Raw genomic sequence first — 11,811 nt, forward strand, 5'->3', positions numbered from 1 at the left:
TCAGCCCTGCGCAATCAGGGCCAATTCTTCACGGGTGTGGCTGACGTGTGCACCGGCCTTGAGCAACGCATTGATGGCCTCTACACCACCCTCCTCGCTGATGCTGCGGCACGCCGGCAAATGCAGGATCACTTGCAGGCCGGCATTGAGCAATTGCAGTGCGGTGGTCTTGACGCAATAGTCCAGCGCCAGGCCTCCGACGATCACGCGGGACACGCCGTGGGCCTTGAGGTACTCGATGACGCCGGTGGACAGTTTGTCGTGCAGGTCGTGGTAACAGGCGCCGTAGGGGTGCAGGTCGGGCTCGACACCTTTCCAGATGAAGTAGTGGTAGTCATAGGGGGTGGGCAACTCATCGAGCAGCGTGAACCCTTCGGTACCCGGCACGCAGTGGCTGACCCAGGTCACATCGGCATGGGCCAGGCCAGTGGGTTGCAGCATCTCGCTGTGCTGCGCAACCACCCAGGGTGCGTGGGGGGTGTGGGCGTCCTTGCTGCCGATGCGGTGGCCGGCGAGACTGGCCATGTAGTTGAGTTCGGCGCCTATATGGTCGCCACCGGCTACCGGCAATTCGTTGGGGCACAAAGGCGTGAAGCTCTTCTGGGCGTCGACGTCGAATGAAGCGATGGCGGCTTTCGAAAGGCTCATGGTCGTTCTCGGGTGGTCTGCACGTACGACCGCCTCCGGGCGAGCGTAGAAATCTTGAAGTATGGGACAGTTTACTGCGGGGATGGATGCTTTGCTGACTCACCTATTCTCAAGAACGCTGAAGTTCAAAGGTGGGAGCTCAACTTGCCTGCGATGATTGGAGTGAATCCACCAGCGCTATCGCAGGCAAGCCAGCTCCCACAGTTGGGTCAGCGTCAAACACTAGTTCATCCAATTGCCGCCATCAACGTTATAGGTCTGGGCCACCACATAATCGGCGTCCTTCGACGCCAGGAAGATCGCCATGCCGGTCAGGTCTTCAGCCGTGCCCATCCGCCCAAACGGCACCTCATCCCCTACGCGCTTTTTCTTCTCGCCAGGCGCCAGCCCTTCATGCCTGGCGAACAGCGCATCCACCCCATCCCAATGCTCACCGTCCACCACACCGGGGGCGATGGCATTCACATTGATGCCTTGCTTGATCAGGTTCAACCCCGCCGATTGCGTCAGGCTGATCACTGCCGCCTTGGTCGCGCAATAGACCGCTACCAACGGCTCGCCGCGCCGCCCGGCCTGGCTGGCCATGTTGATGATCTTGCCGCCATGCCCTTGGCTGATCATCTGCCGGGCTGCGGCCTGCAGGGTGAACAGGGTGCCAGCGACGTTGATCGAGAACAGCCGTTCAAAGCTGTCGCGGGTGATGTCGACGATGGGGGCCAGGTCGAACAGGGCGGCGTTGTTGATCAGGATATCGAGCTTGCCCGCATGGCTCACCACCGTGGCGATGGCCGCGTCGATGGAGGCTTGGTCGGTGACATCCATCGCCACGGCGTAAGCCTGCGGCCCCAGTTCGGCAGCGGTGGCTTGGGCCTGTTGCAGGTTGATGTCGGCAATGGCTACCGTGGCGCCTTCAGCGATGTAGGCCTGGGCAAACGCACGGCCAATGCCACGCGCCGATCCGGTGATCAGCGCGCTTTTACCTTCGAGTCGTTTCATAGGGTGTCCTGAAAAGGTTATTGCCGGTAGCCGGTGAGCGTCGCCGAGAACAGCTTGCCGCCCCTTGTTGTTGAGCCTCGATTACAGCAGCTTGGCCTGCCGCCTCACAAACGGCTGGCGAATGCGAGGCTGATACTTTTTTAACCTGAGGCACAGGATCAAAAAAGTATCAGTCTCAGGCGGAACCGGGGCTAGCGCACCGATTGCCAGTGCGGGTATTTTGGGAAGCACCACCACAAGAGGCAGCACCATGCCCGTCAGCCCCGCCACCCTGTTTGAGCATCGCCCTGCGGAGCTTGAGGTGATCCTGCCCGAACCGGAACATGGTTTTCGCTGGCTAGAACATGACTATCCTTATGAACTGGCGCGCTGGAACCATCACCCTGAGTTCGAAATCCACCTGATCCGCCAAGGCAGCGGCAAGCTGGTGGCGGGCGACTATATCGGTGCGTTCAGCGCCGGGCATGTCGCACTGATCGGCCCTGGCCTGCCCCACGACTGGATCGGTGACCTGGCCCCCGGCGAATACCAGCACGGACGCGATGTGGTGCTGCAATTCGACGGCGCAGCCCTGCTCGCCCTGCGCACCACCCTGCCTGAGCTCGGTGATTTACAGTCACTGTTTGCGCGGGCGCGACGGGGCATAGAATTCACCGGCGAGACCGCAACGAGCGCGGCAGGGCTGATGGAGGCCATCGGCAGCGCCCATGGGTTGCAACGCCTGACCCTGTTCCTGCAACTGCTCGACACCCTGAAGAACGCACCGCCTGCACAGGCCAATACCCTGGCCAGCCCGTGCTACGCACCGACCCTGGATGCGCGCAGCGCCGAACGTATCAACAAGGCGTTTGACTACCTGATGCGCGAGCTGACGGGCGATGTGCGCCTATCGGATATCGCCCGGCAACTGGACATGAGCGAACCGGGCTTTTCGCGGTTTTTTAAGCGCAACACCGGCCACGGCTTTATCGACCTGATGCGCAAGTTCCGGGTGCAGCGTGCCTGCCGCTTGCTGTTGCACAGCCAGATGTCAGTGGCGGACATCTGCTTTGAGGTGGGCTACGCCAACCTGTCGAATTTCAACCGCCACTTTCGTATCGAAATGCACCAGACGCCGAGTGAATACCGGCGGCAGGCCGCACTTCAATTATTCACCCCGGTTACCCGTCACCCGCCGCCTTACTCGCCCGCCCCTTGAGCCAGTGCCTGCTGTGCCAGACGGGCAACCTGCAACTCAATCACGGCACGCTCGCGCTCCTGGTCTTCCAGAAACCAGGCGGCAGACAACCCGGCATGAGCCACCACCCATTGCAACAAGCGTGGACGCGAGAGACCTGCCGCCAAGGCGATAACCCCGACCTGGCGGCTGAAACGCAGCGGGTCGCTACTGGTCGGCAAATCCGGGTTGCAGATCAAATTAGCGTAATCGTAACCGCGCTCGCCCATCACCCGCTTTGGATCAATCGCCAGCCAGCCCCGAGAGCCAAAGTCGAGGATATTGTCGTGATGGCAATCACCATGCAGTACCACCACCTCCTGTTGCGCAGCCAGCAATGTGCGGGCCATTACCGCGCAGTCGCGTAAGGCGCCACCCTCCTGCTCGGCGGCGTGCCACAAGGAACTGAACCACTCGTCCAGCCCCACCAACCCTTCGGGCGGCGACGCACGAGGCGAATGCAGCCGGGCCAGGGTGGCGCAGGCTATCTGGCTGGCTTCGTCGTCCTGGCCATTGAGGGCCATGCGCATCAAGGAACCTGGCCCCATGGCGCGTTCCATCAACACTGCGGTGTGGTCATGGGCGAACACCCGTGCCGCGCCGTCGCCTGCCCACCAGCTCAGCAGGCGGCCGCCGAGCTTTTCCTCAGGCGTATGGGCAATTTTCAGCATCGCCGGCACGCCTTTCCAGCGCACCGGCAAGAGGTGGCTGCCAGGTGTGACGATAGGCTCTCCATCGACACTTAGGCTCCAGGCACGCAGGTAGTGTTCGAACATCAGGTTCCTCCAGATCGTTGGCGTCTGAGGATGACAGAAATCCCCCTATTTTCCTGACCAAATCGTCGGCTAATTGCTCTTTTTTCTAAACAGTTCAAGCCATTGACCCAAGTTGGTACAGCCTGTGCAAACGTTTGCGGAACGAACTTGACCGCCAAGTTCACTCCTCCCCGTCGAATCGGGTTTAAACCGCCTAAGAATAAGGACTTTCAATGCACCCCACCTCAAAGCCTCGTGCTGGTCTTGGCGTTTCGTTGCTACTGGCCGCCGTTACGGGAGTACTCAGTGCACCCATTTTGGCGCAGGAAAAGCCCATCGATGACTCAGCACAGGGCGAAACCCTCAGCCCTGAAGCCAACCCCCCGGCGAAAAAAGGCGTCTATCTGTCCGAGTGGTTTAACCAGGACCTCACGCTGATTGGCAGCAAAGACATCAGTTTCGGCCCCAAGCCTCAAGATGACGTCTACCTGGAATACGAGTACTTCGGACGCAAGGGCCCCTTTGAGTTGTACGGCTATATCGATGTGCCGAAGATTCTCACCATCGGCAACAGTAATGACAAAGGCGTGTGGGACCATGGCTCGCCGGTGTTCATGGAGCATGAACCGCGGATCTCCATCGACTACCTCGCAGGACGCAGCCTGGCAATTGGCCCATTCAAGGAATGGTATGTGGCCTTTGACTGGATCTACGACCACGGCAGCCGCAAGGAAAACCGCGCCAACACCTTGTACAGCGGCCTGGGCACCGATATCGACACCCACTCGCGGGTCAACCTGTCGGCCAACTTCTACGGGCGCTACCAGTGGGAAAACTACGGCGCCAGCAATGAGTATTCCTGGGACGGCTACCGGGCGCAGATGAAGTACATCGTGCCCATCGGCAAGTTCGACAACGGCGCCTCGCTGACCTACATCGGTTTTACCAACTACGATTTCGGCTCGGACCTGCACAAGGACAACCCTGCACGTACCGCCAATTCCCTGGTGGCCACCAACGTGTTGCTGTACTCGTTTACCCACCTGCGCTTTACCCTGGTCGGCCGTTACTTTCACAACGGCGGCAACTGGGAGGACGGCAGCGAGTTGAATTTCGGCGAAGGCAACTTCCGCGCACGCTCAGACGGCTGGGGTTACTACGCCGGCGTGGGCTACCAATTCTGATCAAGGAGCTGTAGATGAACGCATTGACTCGTGTCTCGCTGGCCGTCGGCCTGGCCCTATTGCCCCACGTGGTGCTGGCGGATAGCCCGGCGCCGATCAAACCCAAGGTGATGCTGATCACCATGTTCGCCCCAGAGGCGCAAACCTGGATCGACCGTCTGGCCCTCAAGCAAGAAGTACGCGTACCGGGCTTGTCCGCCGAGTACCCGGTGATTCGCTGCAACGCCCAGGACGTGTGCCTGCTGGTAACCGGCATGGGCCAAACCAACGCTGCCGCGTCTACCCTGGCCCTGGCCTTGTCGCCCAAGTTCGACCTGCGCCAGAGCTACTTCCTGGTCGCCGGGATCGCCGGCATCAACCCCAAGCACGGCACCATCGGTACCGCGGCATGGGCCCATTACCTGGTGGAGTTCGGCACGCAGTGGGAGCTGGATTCACGGGACGCGCCCAAGGACTGGCCGACAGGCTATATCGGGATCAACACCAAGGGGCCCAACGAAAAACCACCGCTGGACTACAAGACCGAAGTGTTTGAGCTCAACCCCAAGCTGCAAGCCAAGGCGTTTGCCTTGTCGCACAAGGTGGAGCTGACAGAAAGCACAGAATCCGCCGCCTGGCGCAAACACTACCCCGCCGCCCCGGCCAACCAACCGCCGCAAGTCACCCGCTGCGACACCCTGGCGGGCAACACCTGGTTTTCCGGTACCCGGTTGAGCGAACGTGCCGAAGTCTGGACCCAGTTGCTCACCGACAACAAAGGCGAATACTGCACCACCCAACAGGAAGACAACTCCACCTACGAAGCGCTGCTGCGCGCCAGCCGCGAAGGCTTGGTGGATATCCAGCGCCTGGCCGTGGTGCGCGCAGGTTCCGACTTTGACCGGCCTTACCCTGGCTACAGCGAAGTGGACAACCTGCTCAAGTATGCGGACCAGGGTGGGTTTGTACCGGCGCTGGAAAACCTGTACCGCACGGGCAACCCGTTGGTCCAGGCGATTGTGAAGAACTGGTCGGCGTGGGAAAAAGGCGTTCCCGAAACCGAATAAAGATCAACACTGTGGGAGCGGGCTTGCTGTGGCGAGCAAGCTTGCTTGCGCTGGGGTGCGTAGCGCCCCCAAAAAAGCCGGCTCCAGCTGCGCTGTCGAGCGGGAGCAAGCTCCCTCGCCACAGCAAGCCCGCTCCCACATTTCTATCCATCAGGGCAGGAAAATGATTTTGTCTGGGCTGCCGTTGTTCACTTCTGCATAGCACTGAACACCCTCCACTAACGCCACTTCACGCAACCCCGTAGGCAGCGGCAACAGGCCTTCATCAAAGAAGCGCCCAAACGCCTCCAGCATCACCGCGCATTGTTCGCAGCTATACAACAACGAGTTGATCCCCACTACCGAACCACCCTTGCGGTACAGCGCCAGGGCCGGCAACTGTACATGGCCGTCAACCGGGGCGGCGATGATGGCGATGCGGCCGAACGGCGCCAACCCCGCCACCGCGGCAGGCAGCCAGAAGCCGGTGGTGTCAAAGATCACCTCGGCGCCGCCCTTGAACACCGCCTGCACTTGCGCGCCCAGTTCCTCCGGCTTGCCCAAAGCAATCGCCTCCAGACCTTGAGCCTGCAACAACTCGAGCTGATCGGCCTTGCGCACCGCCGCCAGCACCTGCGCACCGCGTATCTTCGCCAGCGCCAACGCCGCACTGCCGACCGCGCCGTTGGCGCCGATCACCAGCAAACGCGTGCCCTTGCCAACGCCGCTGCGCTCCAGGGCATCCCAGGCGGTGGTATAGGGCACGCCGAGGCTGGCCGCCTGGGCGAAGCTCAAATGCGTGGGTTTGTGCGCCACGCCTTTGGCTGATACGCGCAGGTATTGGGCATGGGAACCGTCAGCGAAAAAACCCAAGCCCCGACCGGTGCCCCAGACTGCCTGGCCGAGCAGTGCCTGCGGGCCCTCTACCACCACGCCAGCAAAGTCACGCCCAGGGATGCGTGGCAGTGTGGTGTAGGGGAAACGGCCGAGCACGTTTTTGACGTCGCTGGGGTTCAGGCCCGCAGCTTTAATCTGAACCAGCACCTCACCGGCAGACGGTACCGGCATGGGCACCTCCACCAGGCGCAGGTTGGCGAGGTCGCCGGTGGCGGTAAATTGAAGTGCGTTCATCGAGGGCATCCGTCGAAGGGAAAAGGGATCAGGACAACCAACCACTGACCAACTGCCGCGCCATGGGCCAGAGCTTTTCGCCGAGCAGCATGCCCATCAGGCCGACCAGTGCGATAGCGGGCGGTGCAGGCGAGCGGAAGTCCAGCGCGCCGTAGATCACGCCGACAAACAGGCCGATGGCCAAGGAAATCAAATAGCTCATGAAAACTGCGCCCGATTGATTGATGGGCTCAGTCTAGGGCGCGTCTACCGTGGGTATCGGCCAAGTGCTTCAGGATTTCGGCCAACCCCTGTACTGCGACGGCGACACTCCCAGTTCACGTCGGAACATGTCGCTGAAGCTGCTGGGCGAATAGCCAAGGGTGCGCGCTATGCCGCTCACCGACTGGCCCTGGATCAACTCCGCCGCCGCCGTGGCCAACTGCACCTGACGGCGCCACTGGGCAAACCCCATGCCCAGGTGCTGCTGGAACAACCGCGCCAGGGTGCGCACGCTGGCGCCCGCCGCCTCGGCGTGCTGCTCGAACGGGATGTCCAGGGAGGGCGACGCCATGACCGCCTGGCACGCATTGATCAGCCGACGATCAGCGGCCACCGGCATGGCAATGCGAATAGGCGAGCGACGTGCGCGTTGCAACTCCAGCAGGGCCAGGCCCACCACAGCCTCATAGTAGGCCGCATCGCCGTGATCGCCCTGCTCCACTAATGTCACGATCAACTCCCGCAACAAGCGGCCCACTTCGATGACCTGCACCTGGCTGTCCAGGGTCGCCGCCAACGCCGGGCGCAGGTAGATATTGCGCATCTGCAAATCGGAGACCACGCGGATCCCGTGCTCCACCCCCGGCGGCAACCACACCGCGCGCTGGGGCGGCACCACGAGGGCTTCGCGGGGCGTCTCGACCCACATCACACCGCTCATGGCATAGAGCAGTTGGCCCCAATCGTGACTGTGCGGCTCTACGTACAACCCACGCGGGTAGGTACGCGCCAACGGCTGCACGGGAACGGCGTGATCACTGAGGTCGGGGGGCGCGGCCAGGGCCATGGCGGGTACACATCAATCGGGGACAGGCGAGCATGGTAAAGACTGGTCGCCGGCAAGCGAACTGTTTTTACTTATCCTGCAGGCACCGGGTGCCCGGGCCTGCAGGTCAACCCTGTCAACCGTGGGCCGACTTGGCGCATTCGCAGCCCGTCGCTGCGGCGCATGGCTCACCGTGAGCATGGTGCTCGGCACAGCCCTGGCAGCAATAGCCCTTGCCGTCTTTCATTATTGCGTCAACGCCCAGTACACATTTGCAGTGAGGGCAAGCACAGGTTTGATCTGGCATGGTCAGACTCCTTTTTCATGGTCGTCCGATGCGGCGAGCGCCGCACCTTAAGCAGTGACCCTGGGCAAGCAAGCATGGTTCAGCGCCGTCAGTCGGCCCGGCGGCTATTACTGCGGTACATGAACACCAACGCCAGGGCGAGCAACAGCATCGCGAGGATACGACTGCCCGACAGCTCGATCGCCGGGTTGCCCAGCCAGCCAAAGTTGTCGATCAACATGCCCATGCCCAGTTGCCCGACAATCACCGCCACCGTAGCGACTGCCGTGCCGACCACCGGCACCGCGCCGACCATCACCATCATGTACACCACGCCAAACAGGGCACCGGTCAATTGCCACTTTGGCACCTCCAGCAGGCTGACGGCCTGGGCCGGCTCGAAGAAAAATATCAACAGCGCCGTGGTCAGCGCGCCCACCGCGAAGGTCAACAGACTGCTGCGCAATACCCCCACAGTCTGGCCCAGACGCCCATTGATAGCGGCCTGCACACTCAGCACCGCCCCCGCTGCAATCACCACCACCAACAACATAAACACATTCATTGCCTTAGCCTCGTGCAATCAGAACCAGTGCCGCCACAATCAACGCCAACGCGATCCAGCGCTCGCCATTGACCCGTTTGCGCGCCGTGCCGAACCAGCCGAAATGGTCGATCAACACACTCTTGCCCACCTGGCCCGAGAGGATCGCAATCATGGTCATCGCGATGCCGATGTGCGGTGTGGCCAGGGTCAACACCACTACATACATCGGCCCCAGAAACCCGCCGATCAACTGCCAGCGCGGCAGTTGCGTGAATGCCGGGCCCTTTTGCGGGCCGCTGAACAGCAGCAGTAAAAACAGGATCGCCGTACCAACACCAAAGATGCTCAACGTTGCCCACAAATGCCCGACCTGCGCGCCCAATGGCCCGAGCAAACCGGCCTCCACCGACAGGCCCATGCCCGCCAGAATCACCAACGGCAACAGCAGCAGCCGTAGAAGGTTGTTACTCGGCCTGGCCTGCGCCAGGCCCTCGGTAGAACGTGCCTGCATACATCACCCGCGTATCAAGAAAGGAAAAACATGACGCGCATTATCCGGTGGCCGTGCTGTGCGATAAATGGGAGTATGCAGACAACACCTTTGCGCAAAACGCACAGAATGGAGACATGATGCAGGGCTTGAATGAACTGAGTTTCAAGGCGCTACGCCTGTTTGTGGCCGTGCTGGACCAGGGCAGCTTTTCCGAAGTAGCCCGCCGTGAAAGCCTGGCGCCCTCCTCCATCTCGCGGCAGATTCAACTGATGGAACAGGCCGTCGGCCAGCAATTGCTCTACCGCCATACGCGTGCCGTCAGCCCCACCGAAGCCGGCCGCCTGCTGGGCCGCCACGCACGCTTGCTACTCGAGCAGTTGGAGACGGCGAACCAGGCCCTGCAAGAGCAAGACAACGAACCCAGCGGCCTGGTGCGCATCAACGCGCCCATGGTGTTCGGCCAGCGCCACCTTTCACCCTGGTTGGGAACGCTGTGCCGGCGCTACCCGAAGTTGCAACTGGATATCCAGCAAACCGACACCTTCGTCGACCCGCTGCAAGACGGCACCGACCTGCTGTTTCGTATCGGCGTGCTCAATGACTCGGGCATGCAGGCGCGCATCTTCGCGCCGCAACGCTTTCGCATCGCGGCCAGCCCCGCCTACCTGGCCCAGCATGGCACGCCGCGCCACCCCGATGAACTGGCCCACCACCACTGCCTGGCCTACAAAGGCATCACCGGTCAGCAGCGCTGGTTCTTCCGCCGCGGCCAAGGCGACTGGACAGCCTACAGCGTCAGCGGCCCCATCACCGGCAACCACGCCGACACACTCACCCACGCCGCCGAACAAGGCCTGGGCCTGGTGGTGTTTCCGTCCTGGCTGATTGGCGAAAGCCTGCGCGCCGGTACCTTGCAGGCTGTGCTCGGCGAATACGACGTTGCGACAACCCTGGAGCCCCAACAGATCGCCGCGTTGTGGCCGGGCAGCCGCAGGCTCTCGCTGAAGGTGCGCACGGTGATCGACTATTTCGTGGAGTGTTTTGGGACGGTGCCGTATTGGGATCGGTGAGTGTGACCGCCCCCTGACGGAGCGCAAACTGTTCGAAGGCCGGGTTGAGAAAAAGAGCACTGACTCAACCCTGGCTCAGAACACCCACTGCCCAATCAACCACGCATTCGCCCCACTGATCACCGCGAACAGAAACCACGCCAGCAGCCGCGTGGGCAACCGGTTGACGAAAGGCCCCATCAATTGCTTGTCGCCGGTCATGCGGATCAACGGGTACAACGCAAAGGGCAATTGCAGGCTCAGCACCACCTGGCTAAGAATCAGCAGCTTGCCGATAGCATCGTCACCCATCAGCCATACCCCGAGAAACGCCGGGATCAGCGCCAGCCCACGAGTAATCAGCCGGCGCTGCCAGCAGGGTATGCGCAGGTTCAGGTACCCCTCCATGATCACTTGCCCGGCAATGGTGCCGGTAAAGGTCGAACTCTGGCCAGAAGCCAGCAAGGCGATACCGAACAGGATGCTGGCGAAAGCACCGCCGACCAAGGGGTCGAGCAGGTGATAGGCGTCCTGGATTTCCACCACATCGGTATGGCCGGTTTTGTAGAAGGCCGCCGCGGCCAGCACCAGGATCGCGGCGTTGACCAACAGCGCCAAGGCCAGGGAGCCAATGGTGTCGATACGCGCCAGCTTGACTGCATCCTGCTTGCTCGCCAGGTCCTTGCCGATCAGGCGGGTCTGCACGATAGAGGTGTGCAGGTAGAGGTTATGGGGCATGACCGTGGCGCCGAGGATGCCGATGGCCAGGTACAACGGCGCCGCATCGCTGATGGCCGACAGTGACGGGGTGAAACCGCTGAGCACGTCGGGCCAGTAGGGTTTGATCAGCACCAGTTCGATGAAAAAGCACACGCCGATGGTGGCGACCAGCGCCAGCATGATCGCTTCCAGGCGGCGAAACCCACGATTTTGCAGGGCCAGGATCAACAGCGTGTCGAAGGCAGTAATGACAATGCCGGTGGTCAACGACACCCCCAGCAACAGGTGAAACGCCAGGGCGCAGCCGAGCACTTCGGCAAGGTCTGTGGCGATGATGGAGATTTCCGCCAATACCCACTGGGTGCGAGAAGAGCGCTTGCTGTAGCGCTCACGGCACAGTTGTGCCAGGTCCTTGCCGGTGGCGATGCCCAGCCGTGAACACAGGCACTGCACCGCCATCCCCGCCAGGCTGGCCAGCAGCACCACAAACAATAGGCTGTAGCCGTAGCGTGAACCGGCTTCAATGGCCGTTGCCCAGTTGCCGGGGTCCATGTAGCCGATGGAGATCAACAGGCCGGGGCCAGCAAACATCAGCACCCGTTTAAAAAACGAGGCCTTGGGATCAACAGCGACAGAGCCGGCCACTTCCGGCGGGCAGAACGGGGCGGTAGCGATTTTCGGCAGGCTGAATTTCACGCAGTATTCCAGGTAAACACAAGACTTGGGCAGCAGCT

The 11,811-nt window shown here is 61.6% G+C and carries 14 protein-coding genes; 4 read left to right on the forward strand and 10 right to left on the reverse strand.

Annotated elements, in window-relative coordinates; translation table 11 throughout:
• Complete coding sequence (locus tag ODQ19_RS11235; protein WP_330210067.1) at positions 1-648, reverse strand: isochorismatase family protein; 648 nt, start codon at positions 646-648, stop codon at positions 1-3.
• 222 nt (positions 649-870) lie between these two features.
• Entirely contained in the window at positions 871-1,644 is a 774-nt protein-coding gene (locus tag ODQ19_RS11240; RefSeq protein ID WP_330210068.1) for an L-iditol 2-dehydrogenase, read from the reverse strand.
• A gap of 250 nt (positions 1,645-1,894) precedes the next feature.
• Between ODQ19_RS11240 and ODQ19_RS11245 the strand changes: the two genes are divergently transcribed.
• Complete coding sequence (locus tag ODQ19_RS11245; RefSeq protein ID WP_330210069.1) at positions 1,895-2,842, forward strand: AraC family transcriptional regulator; 948 nt, start codon at positions 1,895-1,897, stop codon at positions 2,840-2,842.
• Here the strand turns inward: ODQ19_RS11245 and ODQ19_RS11250 are convergent.
• Entirely contained in the window at positions 2,824-3,636 is an 813-nt protein-coding gene (locus ODQ19_RS11250) for an aminoglycoside phosphotransferase family protein (RefSeq protein ID WP_116665443.1), read from the reverse strand. The two genes, ODQ19_RS11245 and ODQ19_RS11250, sit on opposite strands and share 19 nt — an antisense overlap.
• Positions 3,637-3,848: 212 nt before the next feature.
• Here ODQ19_RS11250 and ODQ19_RS11255 point away from each other — a divergent pair, with 212 nt between their 5' ends.
• Positions 3,849-4,799, forward strand: coding sequence for a nucleoside-specific channel-forming protein Tsx (locus ODQ19_RS11255; RefSeq protein ID WP_116665444.1), 951 nt, complete (start codon positions 3,849-3,851; stop codon positions 4,797-4,799).
• A gap of 14 nt (positions 4,800-4,813) precedes the next feature.
• Positions 4,814-5,845, forward strand: coding sequence for a purine-nucleoside phosphorylase (locus ODQ19_RS11260; protein ID WP_116665445.1), 1,032 nt, complete (start codon positions 4,814-4,816; stop codon positions 5,843-5,845).
• Positions 5,846-5,995: 150 nt separating this feature from the next.
• Here the strand turns inward: ODQ19_RS11260 and ODQ19_RS11265 are convergent, their stop codons facing one another.
• The 6 genes from ODQ19_RS11265 to ODQ19_RS11290 form a co-directional block, all read right to left on the reverse strand.
• Positions 5,996-6,955, reverse strand: coding sequence for a quinone oxidoreductase family protein (locus tag ODQ19_RS11265; protein ID WP_330210070.1), 960 nt, complete (start codon positions 6,953-6,955; stop codon positions 5,996-5,998).
• A gap of 28 nt (positions 6,956-6,983) precedes the next feature.
• Entirely contained in the window at positions 6,984-7,157 is a 174-nt protein-coding gene (locus tag ODQ19_RS11270) for a DUF1427 family protein (protein WP_014718843.1), read from the reverse strand.
• Between the two features lie 69 nt (positions 7,158-7,226).
• Complete coding sequence (locus ODQ19_RS11275) at positions 7,227-8,003, reverse strand: AraC family transcriptional regulator (protein ID WP_116665448.1); 777 nt, start codon at positions 8,001-8,003, stop codon at positions 7,227-7,229.
• Positions 8,004-8,118: 115 nt separating this feature from the next.
• The gene (locus ODQ19_RS11280; protein WP_081089507.1) at positions 8,119-8,289 is read right to left on the reverse strand and encodes a metallothionein; all 171 of its coding nucleotides are present in this window, start codon (positions 8,287-8,289) and stop codon (positions 8,119-8,121) included.
• An 88-nt stretch (positions 8,290-8,377) separates the two neighbouring features.
• Positions 8,378-8,833, reverse strand: a complete 456-nt coding sequence (locus ODQ19_RS11285) for a DMT family transporter (RefSeq protein ID WP_330210071.1) — start codon at positions 8,831-8,833, stop codon at positions 8,378-8,380.
• A gap of 4 nt (positions 8,834-8,837) precedes the next feature.
• Positions 8,838-9,326 carry a DMT family transporter gene (locus ODQ19_RS11290; RefSeq protein WP_014718846.1) on the reverse strand — a complete coding sequence of 163 codons (489 nt, stop codon included), beginning with the start codon at positions 9,324-9,326 and terminating at the stop codon, positions 8,838-8,840.
• 119 nt (positions 9,327-9,445) lie between these two features.
• Between ODQ19_RS11290 and ODQ19_RS11295 the strand changes: the two genes are divergently transcribed.
• The gene (locus ODQ19_RS11295) at positions 9,446-10,378 is read left to right on the forward strand and encodes a LysR family transcriptional regulator (protein ID WP_330210188.1); all 933 of its coding nucleotides are present in this window, start codon (positions 9,446-9,448) and stop codon (positions 10,376-10,378) included.
• Positions 10,379-10,453: 75 nt separating this feature from the next.
• Here the strand turns inward: ODQ19_RS11295 and ODQ19_RS11300 are convergent, their stop codons facing one another.
• Positions 10,454-11,773 (reverse strand): Nramp family divalent metal transporter, encoded by a 1,320-nt coding sequence (locus ODQ19_RS11300; protein WP_330210072.1) that lies wholly within the window; start codon positions 11,771-11,773, stop codon positions 10,454-10,456.
• Positions 11,774-11,811: the final 38 nt, after the last annotated feature.

Origin of the sequence: Pseudomonas sp. AM4(2022) (genome assembly GCF_036346515.1) — a bacterium.
In the GTDB taxonomy this organism is placed as follows: Bacteria; Pseudomonadota; Gammaproteobacteria; order Pseudomonadales; family Pseudomonadaceae; genus Aquipseudomonas; species Aquipseudomonas paracarnis.

What these genes read in the sequence shown, in the direction of transcription:
- ODQ19_RS11235 (WP_330210067.1), bottom strand. Translation starts at nt 648, where the DNA reads ATGAGCCTTTCGAAAGCCGCCATCGCTTCATTCGACGTCGACGCCCAG.
- ODQ19_RS11240 (WP_330210068.1), bottom strand. Translation starts at nt 1,644, where the DNA reads ATGAAACGACTCGAAGGTAAAAGCGCGCTGATCACCGGATCGGCGCGT.
- ODQ19_RS11245 (WP_330210069.1), top strand. Translation starts at nt 1,895, where the DNA reads ATGCCCGTCAGCCCCGCCACCCTGTTTGAGCATCGCCCTGCGGAGCTT.
- ODQ19_RS11250 (WP_116665443.1), bottom strand. Translation starts at nt 3,636, where the DNA reads ATGTTCGAACACTACCTGCGTGCCTGGAGCCTAAGTGTCGATGGAGAG.
- ODQ19_RS11255 (WP_116665444.1), top strand. Translation starts at nt 3,849, where the DNA reads ATGCACCCCACCTCAAAGCCTCGTGCTGGTCTTGGCGTTTCGTTGCTA.
- ODQ19_RS11260 (WP_116665445.1), top strand. Translation starts at nt 4,814, where the DNA reads ATGAACGCATTGACTCGTGTCTCGCTGGCCGTCGGCCTGGCCCTATTG.
- ODQ19_RS11265 (WP_330210070.1), bottom strand. Translation starts at nt 6,955, where the DNA reads ATGAACGCACTTCAATTTACCGCCACCGGCGACCTCGCCAACCTGCGC.
- ODQ19_RS11270 (WP_014718843.1), bottom strand. Translation starts at nt 7,157, where the DNA reads ATGAGCTATTTGATTTCCTTGGCCATCGGCCTGTTTGTCGGCGTGATC.
- ODQ19_RS11275 (WP_116665448.1), bottom strand. Translation starts at nt 8,003, where the DNA reads ATGGCCCTGGCCGCGCCCCCCGACCTCAGTGATCACGCCGTTCCCGTG.
- ODQ19_RS11280 (WP_081089507.1), bottom strand. Translation starts at nt 8,289, where the DNA reads ATGCCAGATCAAACCTGTGCTTGCCCTCACTGCAAATGTGTACTGGGC.
- ODQ19_RS11285 (WP_330210071.1), bottom strand. Translation starts at nt 8,833, where the DNA reads ATGAATGTGTTTATGTTGTTGGTGGTGGTGATTGCAGCGGGGGCGGTG.
- ODQ19_RS11290 (WP_014718846.1), bottom strand. Translation starts at nt 9,326, where the DNA reads ATGCAGGCACGTTCTACCGAGGGCCTGGCGCAGGCCAGGCCGAGTAAC.
- ODQ19_RS11295 (WP_330210188.1), top strand. Translation starts at nt 9,446, where the DNA reads ATGCAGGGCTTGAATGAACTGAGTTTCAAGGCGCTACGCCTGTTTGTG.